Origin of the sequence: Pseudomonas sp. S04 (genome assembly GCF_009834545.1) — a bacterium.
In the GTDB taxonomy this organism is placed as follows: Bacteria; Pseudomonadota; Gammaproteobacteria; order Pseudomonadales; family Pseudomonadaceae; genus Aquipseudomonas.
The window spans coordinates 1,673,004-1,694,528 of sequence record NZ_CP019427.1; the positions used below are offsets into that span (position 1 = coordinate 1,673,004).

The 21,525-nt window shown below is 62.2% G+C and carries 22 protein-coding genes; 21 read left to right on the plus strand and 1 reads right to left on the minus strand.

What is annotated here, in order from left to right; genetic code table 11:
• Nucleotides 1-161: 161 nt before the first annotated feature.
• The 21 genes from PspS04_RS07320 to flhB all read left to right on the plus strand — a co-directional run bounded on the left by PspS04_RS07320 (nucleotide 162) and on the right by flhB (nucleotide 20,283).
• The gene (locus PspS04_RS07320; protein ID WP_095169990.1) at nucleotides 162-1,637 is read left to right on the plus strand and encodes a sigma-54 dependent transcriptional regulator; all 1,476 of its coding nucleotides are present in this window, start codon (nucleotides 162-164) and stop codon (nucleotides 1,635-1,637) included.
• A 128-nt stretch (nucleotides 1,638-1,765) separates the two neighbouring features.
• Nucleotides 1,766-2,947, plus strand: coding sequence for a sensor histidine kinase (locus PspS04_RS07325; RefSeq protein ID WP_162530222.1), 1,182 nt, complete (start codon nucleotides 1,766-1,768; stop codon nucleotides 2,945-2,947).
• Nucleotides 2,948-2,952: 5 nt separating this feature from the next.
• On the plus strand, nucleotides 2,953-4,353 hold the full coding sequence (locus tag PspS04_RS07330) for a sigma-54-dependent transcriptional regulator (RefSeq protein ID WP_159994386.1): 1,401 nt from the start codon (nucleotides 2,953-2,955) through the stop codon (nucleotides 4,351-4,353).
• Between the two features lie 132 nt (nucleotides 4,354-4,485).
• Nucleotides 4,486-4,812 carry a flagellar hook-basal body complex protein FliE gene (fliE, locus tag PspS04_RS07335; protein WP_095169987.1) on the plus strand — a complete coding sequence of 109 codons (327 nt, stop codon included), beginning with the start codon at nucleotides 4,486-4,488 and terminating at the stop codon, nucleotides 4,810-4,812.
• 14 nt (nucleotides 4,813-4,826) lie between these two features.
• Nucleotides 4,827-6,614 (plus strand): flagellar basal-body MS-ring/collar protein FliF, encoded by a 1,788-nt coding sequence (gene fliF, locus PspS04_RS07340; protein ID WP_159994388.1) that lies wholly within the window; start codon nucleotides 4,827-4,829, stop codon nucleotides 6,612-6,614.
• A complete protein-coding gene (gene fliG, locus PspS04_RS07345) occupies nucleotides 6,607-7,626 on the plus strand; it encodes a flagellar motor switch protein FliG (RefSeq protein ID WP_095169985.1) in 1,020 nt (339 codons plus the stop codon). Before fliF ends, fliG begins: the two co-directional genes overlap by 8 nt.
• A gap of 4 nt (nucleotides 7,627-7,630) precedes the next feature.
• Nucleotides 7,631-8,413: a flagellar assembly protein FliH gene (gene fliH, locus PspS04_RS07350; protein ID WP_159994390.1), complete on the plus strand. Its 783-nt coding sequence runs from the start codon at nucleotides 7,631-7,633 to the stop codon at nucleotides 8,411-8,413.
• A complete protein-coding gene (gene fliI / locus PspS04_RS07355; RefSeq protein WP_095169983.1) occupies nucleotides 8,403-9,761 on the plus strand; it encodes a flagellar protein export ATPase FliI in 1,359 nt (452 codons plus the stop codon). The genes fliH and fliI overlap by 11 nt, the downstream gene beginning before the upstream one ends.
• 6 nt (nucleotides 9,762-9,767) lie before the next feature.
• Nucleotides 9,768-10,220, plus strand: a complete 453-nt coding sequence (gene fliJ / locus PspS04_RS07360) for a flagellar export protein FliJ (RefSeq protein ID WP_095169982.1) — start codon at nucleotides 9,768-9,770, stop codon at nucleotides 10,218-10,220.
• Between the two features lie 656 nt (nucleotides 10,221-10,876).
• A complete protein-coding gene (locus tag PspS04_RS07365; protein WP_095169981.1) occupies nucleotides 10,877-11,185 on the plus strand; it encodes an STAS domain-containing protein in 309 nt (102 codons plus the stop codon).
• Between the two features lie 8 nt (nucleotides 11,186-11,193).
• Nucleotides 11,194-12,897, plus strand: a complete 1,704-nt coding sequence (locus PspS04_RS07370) for an ATP-binding SpoIIE family protein phosphatase (RefSeq protein WP_159998748.1) — start codon at nucleotides 11,194-11,196, stop codon at nucleotides 12,895-12,897.
• Nucleotides 12,898-12,928: 31 nt separating this feature from the next.
• Nucleotides 12,929-13,297 carry an Hpt domain-containing protein gene (locus PspS04_RS07375; protein WP_159994392.1) on the plus strand — a complete coding sequence of 123 codons (369 nt, stop codon included), beginning with the start codon at nucleotides 12,929-12,931 and terminating at the stop codon, nucleotides 13,295-13,297.
• Nucleotides 13,298-13,377: 80 nt separating this feature from the next.
• Nucleotides 13,378-14,643 (plus strand): flagellar hook-length control protein FliK, encoded by a 1,266-nt coding sequence (locus PspS04_RS07380; protein ID WP_159994394.1) that lies wholly within the window; start codon nucleotides 13,378-13,380, stop codon nucleotides 14,641-14,643.
• A gap of 244 nt (nucleotides 14,644-14,887) precedes the next feature.
• Nucleotides 14,888-15,388 (plus strand): flagellar basal body-associated protein FliL, encoded by a 501-nt coding sequence (gene fliL, locus PspS04_RS07385; protein ID WP_095169978.1) that lies wholly within the window; start codon nucleotides 14,888-14,890, stop codon nucleotides 15,386-15,388.
• A gap of 9 nt (nucleotides 15,389-15,397) precedes the next feature.
• The gene (gene fliM / locus PspS04_RS07390; RefSeq protein WP_095169977.1) at nucleotides 15,398-16,366 is read left to right on the plus strand and encodes a flagellar motor switch protein FliM; all 969 of its coding nucleotides are present in this window, start codon (nucleotides 15,398-15,400) and stop codon (nucleotides 16,364-16,366) included.
• Between the two features lie 54 nt (nucleotides 16,367-16,420).
• Complete coding sequence (gene fliN, locus PspS04_RS07395) at nucleotides 16,421-16,879, plus strand: flagellar motor switch protein FliN (RefSeq protein ID WP_095169976.1); 459 nt, start codon at nucleotides 16,421-16,423, stop codon at nucleotides 16,877-16,879.
• 45 nt (nucleotides 16,880-16,924) lie between these two features.
• Nucleotides 16,925-17,311: a flagellar biosynthetic protein FliO gene (fliO, locus tag PspS04_RS07400; RefSeq protein WP_095170025.1), complete on the plus strand. Its 387-nt coding sequence runs from the start codon at nucleotides 16,925-16,927 to the stop codon at nucleotides 17,309-17,311.
• Complete coding sequence (gene fliP, locus PspS04_RS07405; RefSeq protein ID WP_159994396.1) at nucleotides 17,311-18,060, plus strand: flagellar type III secretion system pore protein FliP; 750 nt, start codon at nucleotides 17,311-17,313, stop codon at nucleotides 18,058-18,060. Before fliO ends, fliP begins: the two co-directional genes overlap by 1 nt.
• A 24-nt stretch (nucleotides 18,061-18,084) precedes the next feature.
• On the plus strand, nucleotides 18,085-18,354 hold the full coding sequence (fliQ, locus tag PspS04_RS07410) for a flagellar biosynthesis protein FliQ (RefSeq protein WP_027621022.1): 270 nt from the start codon (nucleotides 18,085-18,087) through the stop codon (nucleotides 18,352-18,354).
• Nucleotides 18,355-18,357: 3 nt separating this feature from the next.
• Nucleotides 18,358-19,140 carry a flagellar biosynthetic protein FliR gene (gene fliR, locus PspS04_RS07415; protein ID WP_095169974.1) on the plus strand — a complete coding sequence of 261 codons (783 nt, stop codon included), beginning with the start codon at nucleotides 18,358-18,360 and terminating at the stop codon, nucleotides 19,138-19,140.
• A gap of 3 nt (nucleotides 19,141-19,143) precedes the next feature.
• A complete protein-coding gene (gene flhB, locus PspS04_RS07420; RefSeq protein WP_159994398.1) occupies nucleotides 19,144-20,283 on the plus strand; it encodes a flagellar biosynthesis protein FlhB in 1,140 nt (379 codons plus the stop codon).
• Nucleotides 20,284-20,317: 34 nt separating this feature from the next.
• Here the strand turns inward: flhB and PspS04_RS07425 are convergent, their stop codons facing one another.
• Nucleotides 20,318-21,412, minus strand: a complete 1,095-nt coding sequence (locus tag PspS04_RS07425) for an RHS repeat-associated core domain-containing protein (RefSeq protein ID WP_159994400.1) — start codon at nucleotides 21,410-21,412, stop codon at nucleotides 20,318-20,320.
• Nucleotides 21,413-21,525 lie beyond the last annotated feature (113 nt).

Below are 21,525 nucleotides of genomic sequence, written 5' to 3' on the forward strand. Positions count from 1 at the left end.
TTGTCCGGGTATATGCGCCATAAATTTGACTATGCACGGTTTTTTGACTTAACTAGTGGCTGTTTGCAGATTTCAGACGTCTATCAGGCTTAACGTGCCTGCAGGCGTCTAGCTTGCCTTTTTCTTTCGGGCACTGAGTTGACTAGGGAAGTTGCTATTGCATGTGGCGTGAAACCAAAATTCTGCTGATTGATGACGATAGCGTCCGCCGCCGCGACCTGGCGGTGATTTTAAATTTTCTCGGTGAAGAAAACTTACCCTGCGCAAGCTATGACTGGCAGCAGGCTGTCGGCTCTTTATCGTCTAGTCGTGAAGTCATCTGTGTCCTGATCGGGACGGTCAATGCACCTGGTTCGTTGTCGGCTCTGTTAAAGACACTCGCAACCTGGGATGAGTTCCTTCCCGTTTTGCTGATGGGCGATAATTGTGCCCAGGATCTGCCCGACGACCAGCGTCGCCGGGTGTTGTCGACCCTGGAAATGCCCCCCAGCTACAGCAAATTGCTCGATTCGCTGCACCGTGCCCAGGTCTATCGCGAGATGTACGACCAGGCCCGCGAGCGCGGTCGCCATCGTGAACCCAATCTGTTCCGCAGCCTCGTCGGCACCAGCCGGGCGATCCAGCACGTGCGCCAGATGATGCAGCAAGTGGCCGACACCGACGCCAGCGTACTGATCCTCGGCGAGTCGGGCACCGGCAAGGAAGTGGTTGCGCGCAACCTGCACTATCACTCCAAGCGCCGTGACGCGCCGTTCGTGCCGGTCAACTGTGGCGCGATCCCGGCCGAGTTGCTGGAAAGCGAATTGTTCGGCCACGAGAAGGGCGCCTTTACCGGGGCGATCACCAGCCGTGCCGGGCGTTTTGAGCTGGCCAACGGCGGCACCCTGTTCCTCGACGAGATCGGCGACATGCCGCTGCCGATGCAGGTCAAGCTGCTGCGGGTTTTGCAGGAGCGCACCTTCGAACGCGTGGGCAGCAACAAGACCCAGAGCGTCGACGTGCGGATCATTGCCGCGACCCACAAGAATCTCGAAAGCATGATCGAGGTCGGCAGCTTCCGCGAAGACCTGTACTACCGCTTGAACGTTTTCCCGATCGAAATGGCACCGCTGCGTGAGCGCGTCGAAGACATCCCGTTGCTGATGAACGAGCTGATCTCGCGCATGGAGCACGAAAAACGCGGTTCGATCCGCTTCAACTCGGCGGCGATCATGTCGCTGTGTCGCCACGGCTGGCCGGGCAACGTCCGCGAGCTGGCCAACCTGGTGGAGCGCATGGCGATCATGCACCCGTACGGGGTGATCGGCGTGGTCGAGCTGCCGAAGAAATTCCGCTACGTCGACGACGAAGACGAACAACTGGTCGACAGCCTGCGCAGTGACCTCGAAGAGCGGGTGGCCATCAACGGCCATACCCCGGACTTCACCGCCAATGCCTTGCTGCCGCCTGAAGGCCTGGACCTCAAGGACTACCTCGGTGGCCTGGAGCAGGGCTTGATCCAGCAGGCCCTGGATGATGCCAACGGCATCGTCGCCCGTGCGGCCGAGCGCCTGCGCATTCGCCGTACCACCCTGGTGGAGAAGATGCGCAAGTACGGCATGAGCCGGCGCGAAGGCGACGAACAGGCGGACGATTGACGCCTGTTTTTCAAGCCCTTGAATAATGGGCGGTTTTTTTTAGGCACGGGTATTGCTACATCCCTCGCAACGTTCCGTTTAACTGACGGTCAGCCAAGCGAGAGTGCACGATGCCCCACGCCGCCCAGATGTCTCCAGCCCCCGATGCGCCCGGCGTAGAGCCGGCAAACCGGCCTGGCCTGGAACAGGCGTTCGCCCTGTTCAATCAGATGTCGAGCCAACTTACTGACTCCTACAGCCGTCTCGAAGCCCGGGTCTGTGAACTCAAGGGTGAGCTGGAAGTGGTCAGTGCCCAGCGCCTGCAAGAGCTGGCGGAAAAAGAACGCTTGGCCAATCGCCTGCAGAACCTGCTCGACCTGTTGCCCGGCGGTGTCATCGTGATCGACGCCCAGGGCATCGTCAGCGAAGCCAACCCGGCGGCGTGCGAGCTGCTGGGGCTGCCGCTGCAAGGTGAGCTGTGGCGCCAGGTCATCGGTCGCTGCTTTGCGCCCCGTGAAGACGACGGTCATGAAATTTCCCTGAAGGATGGTCGGCGCCTGTCGATTGCCACCCGTTCGCTGGATGCCGAGCCGGGGCAACTGGTGCTGCTCAACGACCTCACCGAAACCCGCCACCTGCAGGATCAACTGGCGCGCCACGAGCGCCTGTCGTCCCTGGGGCGGATGGTCGCGTCCCTGGCCCATCAGATCCGCACGCCCTTGTCCGCGGCCTTGCTCTACGCCAGTCACCTGACTGAGCAGGCGTTGCCGGTGGCGACCCAGCAGCGATTTGCCGGACGCCTGAAGGAGCGCCTGCACGAGCTTGAGCATCAGGTGCGCGACATGCTGGTGTTCGCCCGTGGCGAGTTGCCGCTGACCGATCGGGTCAGCCCCAGGCTGCTGCTGCAATCGCTGCAAGCGGCGGCGCAGACCCATGTCCAGGACGTGCCGATCCGTTGGCAGTGCGATGCCCATGCCGGTGAGTTGTTGTGCAACCGCGACACCCTGGTGGGGGCGCTGCTGAACCTGATTGAAAACGCGATCCAGGCCAGTGCCGGCACGGTGCGCCTGAAAGTGCACCTGTATGCCCGGCAGAACACCTTGCGCCTGTGCGTCAGTGACAGCGGTGCCGGGATCGAGGCCGCGGTGCTGGAGCGCCTGGGCGAACCTTTTTTCACCACCAAGACCAACGGCACTGGCCTGGGCCTGACCGTGGTCAAGGCGGTGGCACGGGCCCATCAGGGACACTTGCAACTGCGCTCGCGCCCGGGCCGTGGCACCTGCGCGGTGCTTGAGCTGCCGTTGTTTGGCAGCGCGCAGGAAACGGAGTGAGGTCAATGTTAATCAAGGTTCTGCTGGTTGAAGACGATCGTGCGTTGCGCGAAGCGTTGGCCGATACGCTGCTGCTGGCCGGTCACGACTACCGTGCCGTCGGTAGCGCCGAAGAAGCGCTGGAGGCGGCGGCGCGCGAGCCGTTCAACCTGGTGGTCAGCGACGTCAACATGCCCGGCATGGACGGTCATCAGTTGTTGAGTCTGTTGCGGGTGCGCCATCCCCAGTTGCCGGTGTTGCTGATGACGGCCCATGGGGCGGTGGAGCGCGCGGTGGATGCGATGCGCCAGGGGGCGGCGGACTATCTGGTCAAGCCGTTCGAACCCAAGGCGCTGCTGGATCTGGTGGCACGCCATGCCCAGGGGTGCCTGGGCGGTGGCGAAGGTGAAGGGCCGGTGGCGTTCGAGCCGGCCAGTGCCCAGTTGCTGGAACTGGCGGCAAGAGTGGCGCGCAGTGATTCGACGGTATTGATTTCCGGTGAGTCGGGCACCGGCAAGGAAGTGCTGGCGCGCTACATCCATCAGCATTCGCGGCGTGCCAGCCAGCCGTTCATTGCGATCAACTGCGCGGCGATCCCGGACAACATGCTCGAGGCCACGCTGTTCGGTCATGAGAAGGGCGCCTTCACCGGAGCGATCGCCGCCCAGGCGGGCAAGTTCGAGCAAGCGGATGGCGGCACCATCCTGCTCGACGAGATTTCTGAAATGCCCCTGGGACTGCAGGCCAAGCTGCTGCGGGTGCTGCAGGAGCGTGAAGTCGAGCGGGTCGGCGCACGCAAGCCGATCGTGCTGGATATCCGGGTGGTAGCCACCACCAACCGCGACTTGGCCGCAGAAGTGGCGGCGGGGCGGTTTCGCGAAGACTTGTACTATCGGCTGTCGGTATTCCCCCTGGCCTGGCGTCCGTTGCGCGAACGCACTGCCGATATTCTGCCGCTGGCCGAGCGCCTGCTGGCCAAGCACGTCAATAAAATGCACCACGCGGCTGCGCGGTTATCGCCACAGGCCCAGGCCTGTCTGGTGGGGTATCCGTGGCCGGGCAACGTGCGTGAACTGGACAACGCGATCCAGCGTGCACTGATCCTGCAGCAAGGTGGGGTCATCGAGCCGCAGGACTTCTGCCTGTCGGGACCGGTGGCCTGCGCACCGCTGCCGAGCCTGGCGCCAAAGGCCCCGACGCCACGCACGATGGAGGTCGAGACTGCGCCCGGCGAGTCGGCCGGCGCCCTGGGCGACGACCTGCGTCGCCGGGAGTTCCAGATGATCATCGACACCCTGCGCGCCGAGCGCGGTCGCCGCAAGGAAGCCGCCGAACGCCTGGGCATCAGCCCCCGCACCCTGCGTTACAAACTGGCGCAAATGCGCGATGCCGGGATGGACGTGGAAGGACACCTGTTCGCCACCTGAGCAATGCTTGCTCGGCAGCTGCTACAAGGGCTTTTATCAGTGGGCCCGGGCGGAGCTGGCACCCTTGTTGCTAACACCAGTCTATCCGCCGAGTGAGCGTCAAAAAATTGCGGGTCGTCAGAGAGAGCAGTCATGAGCCAAGGAATTGAATTTAACCGGTTGATGCTGGACATGCGCGCCATGCAAATGGACGCCATGGCCGCACCCAAGGCCGTTGCCGCGCCGCAGGAAGCCGGCAGCAGCTTTGCCGACATGCTGGGCCAGGCCGTGAACAAGGTCAACGACACCCAGCAGGCGTCGACCCAGCTGTCCACCGCGTTCGAAATCGGCAAAAGCGGAGTCGACCTGACCGACGTGATGATCGCCAAGGAAAAAGCCGGCGTCTCCTTCCAGGCACTGACCCAGGTGCGCAACAAGCTGGTTCAGGCTTACCAAGACATCATGCAGATGCCGGTTTAAGGACACATTGAGTCATGGCAGAAGCAGTCGCCAATAACGTTCCGGCCAAGGCCGCCGCTGCAGATGGCAAACCGCCGCTGTTCGGCCTGTCCTTCCTGGAAAACCTCTCCGAGATGACCATGCTGCGGCAGGTGGGCCTGCTGGTTGGCCTGGCTGCGAGTGTGGCGATTGGTTTTGCCGTGGTCCTCTGGTCGCAGCAACCGGACTACCGGCCGTTGTACGGCAGCCTGGCCGGGATGGACGCCAAGCAGGTGATGGAGACCCTGGCCACCGCCGACATTCCCTACACCGTCGAACCCAATTCCGGCGCCTTGTTGGTCAAGGCCGATGACTTGCCGCGTGCACGGCTCAAGCTGGCCGCCGCCGGGGTGACCCCAACCGACGGCAACATCGGTTTTGAAATCCTCGACAAGGACCAGGGCCTGGGTACGAGCCAGTTCATGGAAGCGACTCGTTACCGTCGCGGCCTCGAAGGCGAACTGGCGCGAACCATTGCCAGTCTGAACAACGTCAAGGGTGCCCGCGTGCACCTGGCCATTCCGAAAAGCTCGGTGTTCGTGCGTGACGAACGCAAGCCTAGCGCCTCGGTGCTGGTGGAACTGTACTCCGGCCGTTCGCTGGAGCCGAGCCAGGTGGTGGCCATCGTCAACCTGGTGGCGACCAGCGTCCCGGAGCTGAGCAAGTCGCAGATTACCGTGGTCGACCAGAAGGGCACCCTGCTGTCCGATCAGGCGGAGAACTCCGCACTGACCATGGCCGGCAAGCAGTTCGACTACAGCCGCCGCATGGAAAGCATGCTCACCCAGCGCGTGCACAACATCCTGCAGCCGGTGCTGGGCAATGACCGCTACAAGGCCGAAGTGTCCGCCGACGTCGACTTCAGTGCGGTCGAGTCGACCTCCGAGCAGTTCAACCCGGATCAACCGGCCCTGCGCAGCGAGCAATCGACCTCCGAACAGAGGACCGCCAGCAATGGCCCGCAAGGCGTACCGGGGGCACTGAGCAACCAGCCGCCGGCACCGGCTTCCGCGCCGCAAGCCACCGGTGGCGCTGCCGCTGCAGGCGGCATGGTGCAGCCCGGCCAGCCTCTGCTGGATGCCAACGGCCAGCAGATCATGGACCCGGCCACCGGCCAGCCGATGCTCGCCCCATACCCGGCGGACAAGCGTCAGCAATCGACCAGGAACTTCGAACTCGACCGCTCCATCAGCCACACCAAGCAGCAGCAAGGCCGCTTGAACCGGTTGTCGGTGGCGGTGGTGGTCGATGACCAGGTCAAGGTCAATCCCGCCAATGGCGAAACCTCCCGCGCGCCGTGGACCGCTGATGAGTTGGCGCGCTTCACCCGCCTGGTGCAGGACGCCGTCGGCTTCGACGCCAGCCGTGGCGACAGCGTCAGCGTGATCAACGTGCCGTTCTCGGCCGAACGCGGCGAAGTGATTGCCGAGATTCCGTTCTATTCCCAGCCCTGGTTCTGGGATGTGGTGAAACAAGTGGTCGGCGTGTTGTTCATCCTGGTGCTGGTATTCGGCGTGCTGCGTCCGGTACTCAACAACATCACCGGTGGTGGCAAAGGGCGGCAACTGGCAGGGATCGGCAGCGATGCCGAGCTCGGCGGCATGGGTGGGCTGGATGGTGAGCTGGGCAATGACCGGGTCAGCCTCGGCGGCCCGCAAAGCATCCTGCTGCCAAGCCCGAGCGAAGGCTATGACGCCCAGTTGAACGCAATCAAGAGCCTGGTGGCCGAAGATCCGGGCCGTGTGGCTCAGGTCGTGAAAGAGTGGATTAACGCAGATGAGTGATAACCGAGCCTCGATCGCCAAACTCAGCCGGGTCGACAAAGCCGCGATCCTGCTGCTGTCCCTGGGCGAAACCGACGCCGCGCAAGTGCTGCGCCACATGGGCCCGAAAGAGGTCCAGCGCGTCGGCGTGGCCATGGCGCAGATGGGCAACGTGCACCGCGAGCAGGTCGAGCAGGTGATGAGCGAGTTCGTCGACATCGTCGGCGACCAGACCAGCCTGGGCGTGGGCTCCGATGGCTACATCCGCAAAATGCTCACCCAGGCCCTGGGTGAAGACAAGGCCAATGGCCTGATCGACCGGATCCTGCTGGGCGGCAACACCAGCGGCCTGGACAGCCTCAAGTGGATGGAACCGCGCGCGGTGGCGGATGTGATCCGCTATGAGCACCCGCAGATCCAGGCCATTGTGGTGGCGTACCTGGACCCCGACCAGGCCGGTGAAGTGCTGGGCAACTTCGACCACAAGGTGCGCCTGGACATCATCCTGCGCGTGTCGTCGTTGAACACCGTGCAACCGGCGGCGCTCAAGGAACTCAACCAGATTCTCGAGAAACAGTTCTCCGGCAATTCCAACGCCTCGCGCACCACCCTGGGTGGGATCAAGCGTGCCGCCGACATCATGAACTTCCTCGACAGTTCGATCGAAGGCCAGCTCATGGACTCGATCCGCGAAGTCGACGAAGACCTGTCCGGCCAGATCGAAGACCTGATGTTCGTGTTCAACAACCTGGCCGATGTCGACGACCGCGGGATCCAGGCGTTGCTGCGCGAAGTCTCCTCCGACGTGCTGGTGCTGGCCCTCAAGGGCTCGGACGAAGGGGTCAAGGAGAAGATCTTCAAGAACATGTCCAAGCGCGCTGCCGAACTGCTGCGCGACGACCTCGAGGCCAAGGGCCCGGTGCGCGTCAGCGATGTCGAGACGGCACAAAAGGAAATCCTCACCATTGCCCGCCGTATGGCCGAAGCCGGAGAAATCGTTCTCGGCGGGAAGGGCGGCGAAGAAATGATCTGACCCTATGGCTGCCAAGAGTGATGAGTCGCCCAGCGACCTGATTCGTGCGCGTGATGTCAGCGGACTCGACATCTGGGCGCTGCCCAGTTTTGACCCGTACGTCCCGGAACCCGAGCCTGAGCCCGAGCCAGAACCGCCGGAAATGGAAGAAGTGCCGCTGGAGGAAGTCCAGCCACTGACCCTGGAAGAACTCGAGAGCATTCGCCAGGAAGCCTGGAACGAAGGGTTTGCCACCGGCGAAAAAGAAGGCTTTCACAGCACCACGCTCAAGGTTCGCCAGGAAGCCGAAGTAGCCCTCAATGGCAAGTTGGCCAGCCTGGAACGGCTGATGGTCAACCTGTTCGAGCCCATCGCCGAGCAGGACACACAGATTGAAAAGAGCCTGGTGGCGCTGGTTCAGCACGTGACCCGGCAGGTGATCCAGCGCGAGCTGGCCATCGACTCGAGCCAGCTGGAACACGTCATGCGCGAAGCCATCAAGCTGCTGCCGCTGGGGGTCGAAAACGTGCGCCTGTACGTCAATCCCCAGGATTTTGCCCAGGTCAAAGCCTTGCGCGAACGCCACGAGGAAACCTGGCGCATCGTCGAGGACGAGGCGCTGTTGCCCGGTGGTTGCCGGGTCGAGACCGAACACAGCCGGATCGACGCGACGGTGGAAACCCGCATCGCCCAGGCCACGGCCCAGTTGCTCGACCAGTTGCACGAGCAGGCGCTGCACCCGGCGCCAGCGGATTTACAACTGGACCTGTCTGTCGTTGCGCCGCCGGTCAGCCCTGATGCGCCTTGATCGCACTAGCTTTGCCAAGCGTCTGGGCAGCTACGCCGCTGCGGTGGAGTTGCCGGGCCAGCCGGTCCTCGAAGGGCGCCTGTTGCGCATGGTCGGCCTGACGCTCGAGGCCGAAGGCTTGCGCGCAGCCATGGGCAGCCGCTGTCGGGTGATCAACGACGACAGCTACCATCCGGTCGAAGTCGAAGCCGAGGTCATGGGGTTTTCCGGCAACAAAGTATTCCTGATGCCGGTGGGCAGCGTCGCCGGGATCGCTCCGGGCGCGCGGGTCGTGCCGCTGGCGGACAATGGCCGCCTGCCGATGGGCATGAGCATGCTCGGGCGGGTGCTCGACGGTGCCGGTCGGGCGCTGGACGGCAAGGGCGGGATGAAGGCCGAAGACTGGGTGCCGATGGACGGCCCGACCATCAACCCGCTCAACCGCGACCCCATCAGCGTGCCGCTGGACGTCGGCATTCGTTCGATCAATGGCTTGCTCACGGTCGGCCGCGGTCAGCGCCTGGGTCTGTTCGCCGGGACCGGGGTGGGTAAGAGTGTGCTGCTGGGCATGATGACCCGCTTCACCGAAGCCGACATCATCGTGGTCGGGCTGATCGGGGAGCGGGGTCGGGAGGTCAAGGAGTTCATCGAGCACATCCTCGGCGAAGAGGGCCTCAAGCGCTCGGTGGTGGTGGCGTCGCCGGCCGACGATGCGCCGCTGATGCGTATGCGTGCGGCAATGTACTGCACGCGCATCGCCGAATATTTTCGCGACAAGGGCAAGAATGTCTTGTTGCTGATGGACTCTCTGACCCGTTTTGCCCAGGCCCAGCGGGAAATCGCCCTGGCCATCGGCGAGCCGCCAGCGACCAAGGGCTATCCACCCTCGGTATTCGCCAAGTTGCCGAAACTGGTGGAGCGCGCGGGCAATGCCGAGGCCGGCGGCGGTTCGATCACGGCGTTCTATACAGTACTGTCGGAAGGCGACGACCAGCAGGACCCGATCGCCGACTCGGCGCGGGGTGTGCTCGACGGCCACATCGTGTTGTCCCGGCGCCTGGCCGAGGAGGGGCACTACCCGGCCATCGACATCGAAGCGTCCATCAGCCGGGTCATGCCCTCGGTGGTTTCGCCCGAGCACATGCGCCGCGCCCAATACTTCAAGCAGCTCTGGTCGCGTTATCAACAGAGTCGCGACCTGATCAGCGTCGGCGCCTATGTGGCCGGGGGCGATCGCGAGACCGACACGGCCATTGCCCTGCAGCCGACCATGGTCAGCTACCTGCGCCAGGGTCTCAACGACAACATCAGCCTGGGCGAAAGCCACGCCCACCTGGAAACCATCTTCGCTCCGGCAGCCGGAGGCTAAGCGGCCATGGCCCAGAGCCGAGCAGCGCGCCTGGCGCCGGTGGTCGACATGGCCGAAAAAGCCGAGAAGACCGCCGCCCAGCGCCTGGGCTACTTCCAGGGCCAGGTGCGGCTCGCCGAAAACAAGCTGGCTGACCTCGATGGATTTCGCCTCGAATACCTGGAACGCTGGGTCGAGCGCGGCCGCGAAGGGGTGTCCGGGCAATGGCTGCTGGGTTACCAGGGCTTCCTCGCGCAACTGGGCACGGCCATCGACCAGCAGCGGCAAAGCCTGGCCTGGCATCAGAACAACCTCAACCAGGCGCGCGACGGCTGGCAACAGGCCTACGCCCGGGTCGAAGGCTTGCGCAAGCTGGTGCAGCGCTACATTGACGAGGCCCGGCAACTGGAAGACAAGCGTGAGCAGAAGCTGCTCGATGAGTTGTCCCAGCGCCTGCCCCGGGAGAGTCCGTATCGTTGAGGGGGGTGGGCCGATGGGCGAATGGGAGCGGCTGCAGGCTGTGATCTTTTGATCTTGGCTTTGTGGGCATATCCGTTGCTGCGGTAGCGGCGGCTTATGGTTTCGCCCTTACGGCGACTCCCTTTTGCAGACGCCCAAAAGGAAGCAAAACGCTTTGCCCCTGCGTTCGGCCCCTCGCTTAGGCTCGGGGTCCCTTCGCTACGGTATCCATCAGGGGGCATCGCCTACGGTTTGCTTCGCTGCACCTCCTCTCGATGCATGCGGCTTCGCCGCACGGCGCTACGCGCCTTCCCCCTGATGGACACCTTCGCTCAGCCTGCCGAAGGGGCAGGTGGATCAAGATCAAGAGCAAGAGCACGGCGACCTGACAGTCGGCCTGAGTGGTAAAAGCGGGCGAGGCGGCCTACCGGCCGGCCTGCTTTACTGGCGTGCGAATCCCCCCCTTGTGGGAGCGAGCGCCCGCTTGCGGACTGCTCGCGATGAACTTGACGGCACCGCGTGTTCATCGGATTCACGCGTGATTGTTCACGTCCATCGCAAGCTCGCACGGATTGGCGTTCTGAGCCGGCTGGAATTAGGCCGATGGGCTGCCTTGCTGATGCCCTGTACAGGTGCTAAACCTTGTACACGATTGCCAAAGACAAGGAAGCTCTAGCATGTCAGTCAATACGCAAGTCTCAGCGGATGGGCAAAAGCTGACGATCTCGATCAAGGGTCGCTTCGACTTTGCCAAGCACCAGGCATTTCGCGATTCCTTCGAGCAGATCGACAATCAGCGGCCCAACTCGGTGGTGGTCGATCTCAAGGAGGCCACCTACCTCGACAGTTCGGCGTTGGGCATGCTGCTGTTGCTGCGCGATCATGCCGGCGGCGACGAGTCCGATGTGCGGCTGGTCAACAGCAGTTCCGACGTGCGAAAAATCCTCGCCATCTCCAATTTCGACAAGCTGTTCGACATCAGTTGAGCGACCTGATCCCGTCGTTCGAGCCCCTGACGGTGCTGATCGCCGAAGACAGTGCGGCTGATCGCCTGCTGCTCTCGGGGATCGTCCGGCGCCAGGGCCACGCGGTGCTGCTGGCGGCGAACGGCGCCGAAGCGGTGGAGCTGTACCGTCAGGCATGCCCGCACCTGGTGTTGATGGACGCTCTGATGCCGGTGATGGACGGCTTTGACGCGGCGCGACAGATCAAGCAGTTGGCCGGGGAAACCCTGGTACCGATCATCTTCCTCACGTCCCTGAGCGAGGACGAAGGCCTGGCCCGCTGCCTGGAGGCGGGCGGTGATGACTTTCTGGCCAAGCCGTATAACCAGGTGGTGCTGGCGGCCAAGATCAAGGCCATGGATCGCCTGCGGCGTTTGCAGGCAACGGTGCTGGAGCAGCGCGACCAGATCGTCCGCCACCATCAGTACTTGCTTAACGAGCAGCGTGTGGCCAAGGCGGTGTTCGACAAGGTCGCCCACTCGGGCTGCCTGAGCGCGCCGAACATCCGCTACCGGCAATCGCCCTATGCGCTGTTCAACGGCGATCTGCTGCTGGCGGCGTTCACTCCGGCTGGCGACATGCATGTGCTGCTCGGTGACTTCACCGGTCACGGCTTGCCGGCGGCCGTGGGCGCCATGCCCCTGGCCGAGGTGTTCTACGGGATGACGGCCAAGGGGTTTGGCCTGGCGCAGATCCTGCGAGAGATGAATGCCAAGCTCAAGCGCATCCTGCCGGTGGACATGTTTTGCTGCGCGACCCTGCTGTCCCTGAGTTTCCAGCGCCGTTCGGCCGAGGTCTGGAACGGCGGGATGCCCGACGGCTACCTGCATGACATCGCCAGTGGCGAGCGCCGGCCGCTGAAGTCACGGCATTTGCCGCTGGGCGTGTTGACTGCCCAGGCGTTCGACGACCGCACGGAAGTGTTCCCGATGGCCCTGGGCGACCGGGTAATGCTGTTGACGGATGGGGTGATCGATACCTGCGACAGTGCCGAGCAGTTGTTTGGCGTCGAGCGTTTGTTGCAGGTGTTTGCCGATAACCTTGAGCCCGAGCAGTTGTTCGAGGAGATCGAACAAGCGCTGCGCGATTTTGGCGGTCAGGCCCGGGATGACGTGAGCCTGCTGGAAATCAGTCTGGTGGAGCCGGCCCAGCTCACCCCGCCAGCCCTGGTCTATTCCGACAGTGGCCAGTCGAGCCCGCTGGACTGGTCGTTGAGCTTCGAATTTCGCGCCGAGTCGCTCAAGCGCTTCGACCCGCTGCCCTATCTGCTGCAGTTGTTGCTGGAGGTGCATGGCCTGCGGGCGCAAAGCGCGGCGCTGCATAGTGTGCTGGCCGAGTTGTACTCCAATGCCCTGGAGCATGGCGTGCTGGGCCTGGATTCGAGCCTCAAGCGCGATGTCCGCGGATTTGCGCGCTACTATCAGTTGCGCAACGCCCGCCTGGAGCAATTGGAGGAGGGCTACCTGCGGGTGCACGTGCAGGTCGCGCCGCAAGGCACGGGCGGTTGCCTGGTGATTGAAGTGGAAGACAGTGGGCATGGCTTTGATGTGCAGCGTGTGATGGATCGGCCGCTGGACATCGGGCGTTTATCGGGTCGCGGTGTCAGCCTGATCCGTCAATTGAGCCGTAATGCCAGTTGGTCCGACGATGGCCGACGGGCGCGCGTGGAGTTTTCCTGGGAGGCTCTGGCATAATCCCGTGCATTCTTGATCAAGGAGCGAACAAGTGACCGATACACATCTGGATCGCGACGTACTCAGTGCGTTGCAGGAAGTCATGGAAGGGGATTACCCGGTGTTGCTGGACACCTTCCTGGCGGATTCCGAAGAGCGTCTGCAAATCCTGCGCGAGGCGCACGATGCGGCGCAGCTGATCAGCGCGGCCCATAGTTTCAAGGGCAGCAGCAGCAACATGGGTGCGTTTCGCCTGGCCAGGCTGTGCCACGAGCTGGAACAGCGCGCCAAGGAAAAAGCCCCCAAGGGCCTGGCCAAGCTGGTGGGTGAAATCGATGGCGAATTTGCCTTGGTGCGCCCCTTGTACGAAGCCGAACGGCAGCGCTCGCTGGCGTCTGAATCTTCCAATCGCAGCTGTTAGCCTTCTCTCGGGCAATCTGGCTCGACCCTTGCAGTCTCTTGCTCAACTGTATCGACGATTCCAGTGCAGCGGAGACCGCTATGCCCCTTTCCCCCAACATCCTGCTTCAGGCTGGCGCGCAGGCCAAGACTCAGTCCGCGTCGGCCAATACCCCGGCGGCGCCTGTGGACAAGGCGTCCGGCTTCGCCCGGGTGTTTGCTGGCCAGGGTGCAGGCAAGTCCTTGGCAGCGGCCGATATGGGGGCCAAGCCGTTGCGTGACAAAACCCCGGACCACCCGGTCCGTGCGGACAAACCTGCCGCCTCGGCTCCAGCGGTTGCCGCTAGCGGCAAAACCTTGCCCGCCGAAAAAGTGGCGCCTGAAGAGGTAACCGACACCGAGCCTGGCGCAGTGGCTGAAGACGTCACGGTAGATCCGGCGCAGGCTCAGGCAGCGACCCAGCCGGCCCCGGTTACCGTGGTCGAGACACCCGCCAGCGTGGATCCGGCCATTGAGGCGGCGCTGCTGGCCACCACGCAGGCGATCAGCGATCCGGCGTTCGATCCTGAGGCCGATCCGCTGGATGGCTTGCCGGCGGTGCGCCTGGCGATGGAGCAAAGTGGCCATCTGTCCGCCTCCAGTCAGGCTCAAGCCAAGACTCCGCCAGCGGCCGCCCAGGTCGACGGCGAACCGAACACGACGCAGACCTTCGCCGCGGGCATGGCCAGCATGCTCGGCCTGCAAGCGGAGCAGGACGGTGCCGGTGAGGGCGGCGAGAAGGCCTTCAGTGGCTTGATCGACGAAGGCCTCAAGGACCTCAAGGCTGCCAGCAGCGACACCCGCGTTGAAGGTTTTGCCGACCGCCTGGCCGCGCTGACCCAGGCTGCCACGGCAAAAACCGCCAATGCGCTGCCGGTCAATCAGCCGATCGCCATGCACCAGAGTGGCTGGACCGAAGAGGTGGTCAACCGGGTCATGTACCTGTCGAGCGCCAACCTCAAGGCGGCGGACATTCAGTTGCAGCCGGCTGAGCTGGGACGCCTGGATATCCGCGTCAACATGATTCCCGACCAGCAGACCCAGGTCACCTTCATGAGCGCCCACGTTGGTGTGCGCGAAGCGCTGGACGGGCAGATGCACCGCCTGCGCGAGATGTTCGCGCAGCAGGGTATGGGGCAGGTCGACGTCAATGTCTCCGACCAGTCCCGTGGCTCCCAGGAGCAGGCGCAGCAGGGGCAGGGCGCCCGCACCTCGGCCACTGGCAGCCGCCTGGAACCGATGGCGGATGAGTCGCCGGCCGGGATCGCCGAAGTCACCGCCAGCGCTACCCGCGTGATTGGTTCGAGCGTGGTCGACTATTACGCCTGATTGAACGCGATGGCGATCTGCGCCACCTCAAGATCACGAGCTGCAGGCGAGCTAACGCTCGGCCTGGTTTTTTCCTGGTGTATGAATTTCCCCTGTGGGAGCGCTGTCATCGCGAGCAAGCCGCAAGCGGGCGCTCGCTCCCACGGGATCTATGCAAACCGGGGTACCCCGACACTTCTGGCATAACACTTGCTCTTGCCTTGCCGTGCGACTGTGAAAACCCGAATAGTGACGGATTATTGGCATGGCGAAGAGCGACGCAGCAGTAAAAGATCCCGCCGGCAAAGGCAAACTCAAGCTGATCCTGGTGATTGCCGCGGCCTTGTTGCTGGCGATTGGCTTGTCCGTGGGTGCGACCTGGTACTTCATGCACAGTGCCCAGAGCAAGCCTGAGCCTGCGGCCGATGCGGCTGGCAATGCCAAGCCTGCGGCCATCTACGAAGCCATGGCCCCGGCCTTTATCGCCAATTACAACCAGAACGGCCGCCAGCGCTACATGCAGGTGAGCATTACCCTGCAGGCCCGCAACCAGGCCGATCTGGACGCTTTGAAAGTGCACATGCCGGTGATCCGCAACAATCTGGTGATGCTGTTCTCCGGGCAGACTTTCGACAACCTGGCCACCCCGGTCGGCCAGGAAATGCTGCGCCAGAAAGCCACTGCCAGCGTGCAGGAAGTAGCGCAGAAAGAAGTCGGCAAAGTTGTAGTCGAGCAGTTGCTCTTTACTAATTTCGTACTGCAGTAGGAACACGACATGGCCGTGCAGGACCTGCTGTCCCAGGATGAGATCGATGCGCTGCTGCATGGCGTCGACGATGGTCTGGTACAGACCGACACCGCTGCCGAACCGGGCAGCGTCAAAAGCTATGACCTGACCAGTCAGGACCGGATTGTCCGGGGGCGCATGCCGACCCTGGAAATGATCAACGAGCGTTTCGCCCGCTACACCCGCATCAGCATGTTCAACATGCTTAGGCGTTCGGCCGATGTGGCCGTGGGCGGGGTGCAGGTGATGAAGTTCGGCGAGTACGTGCATTCGCTGTACGTGCCTACCAGCCTCAATCTGGTCAAGATCAAACCCCTGCGCGGCACCGCCCTGTTCATTCTCGACGCCAAGCTGGTGTTCAAGCTGGTGGATAACTTCTTCGGCGGCGACGGACGTCACGCCAAGATCGAAGGGCGTGAATTCACCCCTACCGAATTGCGCGTGGTGCGCATGGTGCTGGAGCAGGCCTTCACTGACTTGAAGGAAGCCTGGCAGGCGATCATGGAAGTCAATTTCGAGTACATCAACTCGGAAGTGAACCCGGCCATGGCCAACATCGTTGGCCCCAGTGAGGCGGTGGTGGTGTCCACTTTCCACATCGAACTCGACGGTGGCGGCGGCGACCTGCACGTGACCATGCCGTACTCGATGATCGAGCCGGTGCGGGAAATGCTCGATGCCGGTTTCCAGTCCGACCTCGACGACCAGGACGAGCGTTGGGTCAACGCCCTGCGCCAGGACGTGATGGACGTCGATGTGCCCTTGAGTGCCACCGTCGCCCGCCGCCAACTTCGCCTGCGCGACATCCTGCACATGCAGCCGGGCGACGTGATCCCGGTGGACATGCCTGAAGACATGATCATGCGCGCCAACGGCGTGCCGGCTTTCAAGGTCAAGATGGGGTCCCACAAGGGCAACCTGGCGTTGCAAGTGATCGAACCCATCGAGCGCCGCTGAGCGGTGTTGCTCTCCACCCGTTTTTAAATGCTTGCTGCCCGCCGAGGACAAATGATGGTTAACGATATGAATGCCCAGGACGACCAGGCCCTGGCTGATGAATGGGCTGCCGCGCTGGAAGAATCCGGTGATGTCGGACAGGACGATATCGATGCCCTGCTGGCGGCCGATGCGGCCAGCTCGCCGTCCAACCGTCTGCCGATGGAAGAGTTCGGCAGCGTGCCGAAAAACAATGGCCCGGTGACGCTGGACGGTCCGAACCTGGACGTGATCCTCGACATCCCGGTGTCGATCTCGATGGAAGTCGGCAGTACCGACATCAACATCCGCAACCTGTTGCAGCTCAACCAGGGGTCGGTGATCGAGCTCGATCGCCTGGCGGGTGAGCCCCTCGACGTGCTGGTCAACGGCACGCTGATCGCCCATGGCGAAGTGGTGGTGGTCAACGAGAAGTTCGGCATCCGCCTGACGGACGTGATCAGCCCAAGCGAACGCATCAAGAAGCTGCGCTAAGTGAACAGGTTCCTCGGTGGGTTGCTGGCCTTGCCTGGCAGCGTGATGGCAGCCGAGCCGGTGGCAGCAGTCGCTGCGCCGGCGGTCGGTAGCGGGGTGGCCGGGCAGTTGACGCAACTGGTGCTGGGCCTGCTGCTGGTGCTGGGCCTGATCTTTTTCCTCGCCTGGCTGTTGCGCCGGGTGCAGCAGGCAGGGCCTGCGGGCAAAGGCCAGGTGATCGAGTTGATCGGCTCGCGTGCCCTCGGCCCGCGGGACCGGCTGGTCCTGGTGCAGGTCGGCAACGAGCAGATTCTGCTGGGCCTGACGCCGGGCACCATCAGCGCGCTGCATGTCCTCAAAGAGCCGGTGCAGGTGCCCGGCACCGAGCAGGCTACCCCCGAGTTTGCCCAGCGCCTGATGGAGTTGCTGGGTAAAGACAAGGATAAGAAGTAATGCCGTTGCGTTTCCTCCTGACGCTGCTCCTGCTGCTGGCGGCGCCCCTGGCGCTGGCCGCCGACCCGCTGTCGATCCCGGCGATCACCTTGGGCACCAATGCCGATGGCGCCCAGGAATATTCGGTCAGCCTGCAGATCCTGCTGATCATGACCGCGCTGAGTTTCATCCCGGCGTTCGTCATGCTGATGACCAGCTTCACCCGGATCATCATTGTCTTCTCGATTCTGCGCCAAGCCCTGGGCCTGCAGCAGACGCCGTCGAACCAGATCCTCACCGGCATGGCGCTGTTCCTGACCCTGTTCATCATGGCGCCGGTGTTCGACCGGGTGAACCAGGACGCCTTGCAGCCGTATCTCGCGGAAAAAATGACCGCCCAGGATGCGGTGGCCAAGGCCCAGGTGCCGATCAAGGACTTCATGCTGGCCCAGACTCGCAGCAGTGATCTGGAGCTGTTCATGCGCCTGTCCAAGCGCACTGACATCGCGTCGCCGGATCAGGCCCCTTTGACCATCCTGGTGCCGGCCTTCGTCACCTCGGAGCTCAAGACCGCGTTCCAGATTGGTTTCATGATCTTCATCCCGTTCCTGATCATCGACCTGGTGGTGGCGAGTGTGCTGATGGCGATGGGCATGATGATGCTCTCGCCGCTGATCATTTCGCTGCCGTTCAAGATCATGCTGTTTGTGCTGGTGGACGGCTGGGCGCTGATCATCGGCACCCTGGCCGGCAGTTTCGGCGGTGTTTAGCCTGGTGCGAGCGAGTGGCCCGATATGACGCCTGAAGTAGCGGTAGACCTGTTCCGTGAAGCGCTCTGGCTGACCACCGTGATGGTCGCGGTGCTGGTGGTGCCGAGCCTGTTGGTCGGCCTGTTGGTGGCGATGTTCCAGGCGGCGACCCAGATCAACGAACAGACCCTCAGCTTCCTGCCGCGCCTTTTGGTGATGCTGGTCACGCTGATCGTTGCCGGCCCGTGGCTGGTGCAGACCTTCATGGAATACATCCTGCGCCTGTACGGCAGTATTCCGCAGTTGATCGGCTAGGCCATGTCGCTGCTGGCGCTGACCGACGCGCAGATCAGTACCTGGGTGGCCAGCTTCATGCTGCCGCTGTTCCGGGTGACGGCACTGCTGATGACCATGCCGATCATCGGCACCACCCTGGTGTCCAAGCGCATTCGCCTGTACTTCGCCCTGGCGATCACCGTGGTGATCACCCCCAGCCTGCCGCCGATGCCCACGGTCAACGCGCTGGACTTGAGCGGCCTGCTGCTGATTGCCGAGCAGATCCTGATTGGCGGGTTGTTGGGTTTCTCTCTGCAGCTGTTTTTCCAGGCCTTCGTGATTGCCGGGCAGATTGTCTCGATCCAGATGGGCATGGGTTTCGCCTCCATGGTCGACCCCACCAATGGCGTGTCGGCGGCGGTGATCGGGCAGTTCCTGACCATGCTGGTGACCCTGTTGTTTCTCGGGATGAACGGCCACCTGGTGGTGTTCGAAGTGCTCACCGAGAGCTTCACCACCTTGCCGGTGGGCAGCGCCATGTTGGTCAATCACTTCTGGGATATCGCCAACAAGCTCGGCTGGGTGCTGGGTGCGGCCATGCTGCTGGTGCTGCCGGCGATCACCGCACTGCTGGTGGTCAACATTGCCTTCGGCATCATGACCCGCGCGGCGCCGCAACTGAACATTTTCTCCATCGGCTTTCCGCTGACCCTGGTGCTGGGCCTGGTGATCTTCTGGATCAGCCTGGGTGACATTCTCAATCAGTATCAACCGCTGGCCACCGAGGCTTTGCAGTTGCTGCGCGATATGGCTCAGGCGCGCTAAGCCATGGCCGAAAGCGAGAGTGGCCAGGACAAGACCGAAGAGCCCACGGACAAAAAGAAAAAGGACGCCCGCGAGAAGGGTGAAATCGCCCGCTCCAAGGAGCTCAACACCCTGGCGGTGATGCTCGCCGGGGCCGGCGGCTTGCTGGTCTATGGCGGTGGCCTGGCCCTGGATCTGCTGGACATCATGCGGCTCAACTTCAGCTTGCCCCGCGAGGTACTGCTCAGCCCCGGTGCCATGGGCCAGTACCTGTTGCACTCGGGCAAGATTGCGATCATCGCCGTGCAACCGGTGTTGATCACCTTGCTCCTGGCCGCGCTGATCGGCCCGATTTCCCTGGGTGGTTGGTTGTTTGCCGGCAGTAGCCTGGCACCCAAATTCAGCCGGATGAACCCGGCCAATGGCCTCAAGCGCATGTTCTCCTCGACCGCGGTGATCGAGCTGCTCAAGGCGCTGGCCAAGTTCCTGTTGATCCTGTTCGTTGCGTTGACGGTGTTGAAGTCAGACATCGACGACCTGCTGCGCATCGCCCATGAACCGCTGGAGCAGGCGATTATCCACAGCGTGCAGCTGGTGGGCTGGAGCACACTGTGGATGGCTTGCGGGCTAATCCTGATTGCCGCCGTCGACGTGCCGGTGCAGTTGTACCAGAGCCACAAGAAGTTGCTGATGACCAAGCAGGAGATCCGCGACGAGCACAAGGACCAGGAAGGCCGCCCCGAGGTCAAGCAGCGCATCCGCCAGTTGCAGCACGACATGTCCCAGCGGCGGATGATGGCGGCCATTCCCGACGCCGACGTGGTCATCACCAACCCGACCCACTATGCGGTGGCGCTCAAGTACGATCCGGACAAAGGCGGCGCGCCAATGCTCGTCGCCAAGGGCAGCGACTTCCTGGCCCTGAAAATCCGCGAAATCGCCGTGAGCAACAATGTGTTGCTGCTGGAGTCACCGGCGTTGGCGCGGTCGATCTACTACTCCACCGAGATGGATCAGGAAATTCCGGGCGGGCTGTACCTGGCAGTGGCCCAGGTGCTGGCCTACGTCTACCAGATCCGCCAGTTTCGGGCGGGTAAGGGCAAGCGGCCGGAGCCGTTCACGGATGATGTGCCGATTCCGCCGGAGTTGCGGCGGGATTCTTGATTTTGGTGTGGTGATAGGAGGGGGGCTTAATCAATTAATAGCGACGCTCCCTGATTAATTGGCTGGCTTTGTATGGATGAACGCCTCTGATTGTCCCTGCTACTGCGTTGTATCCTACAATTCTTTGGCTTATCATACCGGCATCGCCGCGCGACATTTTATGGCGTTCCATTAGTTCGGGGGTCATTTTCGAAGAGGCGTTATACATATTAATTTTATCGACGTCGATGTCTATCGAGTTGTAAAGTTTTGGAGGGAGTTGATTTAGTTGTTCGGGTGCTACTTGGGCGTAGCTTAGTTCTTGGAGGCTGGCATTGTGTTTTGTGTATGCCAAAGGGGTATCTTGTCCGAGCTTTATTTCTTGTTTGCTTATGATTTTTCCGTCATAGCTCACGAGCTTTATTCCTTCGTGATTTTTAGCGCCGACTTTCATCGAGGTTGATTCTGTCCATTCTCCGTTCAGCATGCGGTTGTTGGTTGTTAACGTTTCTACAAATGATTCTTCGGTGATATGAGTGAATATTTTTTCGGGTCCGCTCTTGAAGGTGGGTCCACGTGGTCTGCGCCCTGCAAGGCGAAGAGTAGACTGTGTGCGCATGTGTCCACTAGGGTCATGGAAGTTAATTGGATCGCCCATACAATAGGCATAAGCATTCAATCCCCCTTTTCCAAATGGACTCCAACTATCCGGGCTATTAAACCTCATCAACACAGGGTTAAACGCCCGATACCCATTCCCCAATAAATAATGCCCAGTCACCGGGTCCGGCTGTTGGCCGTTGAAACCCAGCAGGCTGAGCAAGCCACTCAATGCCGGTCGATGCCCGTAAGGCGAGTACGCGATTGGGTGTCGCGGATGATCTTTCTTGAGGGTATGCAGTACTGAACGTTGCAGGTCCGTGGACAGCAGAGCGGTGTCCAGTGCATCGCCATCCCGTTGTTGCTGGGCCAGTAGTAAGTCGTCGTGCTGAACAATTGAATACTTTGTCGCACCTTGAATTTCAGTCGCCAAGCGGCTTTTGCAGTAAAAGCGTTCATGCACGGGCGTATCAGGCTGTGTTTGGTGGATCAGTCGATCCAGTGGGTCGTAGCGATATTGGCAGAGCAGGGTTGTGGGAGGGGAAGCCATCTGCATACACCGGATTTGCAAGTGCTGGGAGCTTGAGTATCTGCGCAAATGTCGAGGGTGGGTACTAGCAGAACTGCTAGGTCCGGCAGCCTGTACAGAGAAAAAGGAGAAAA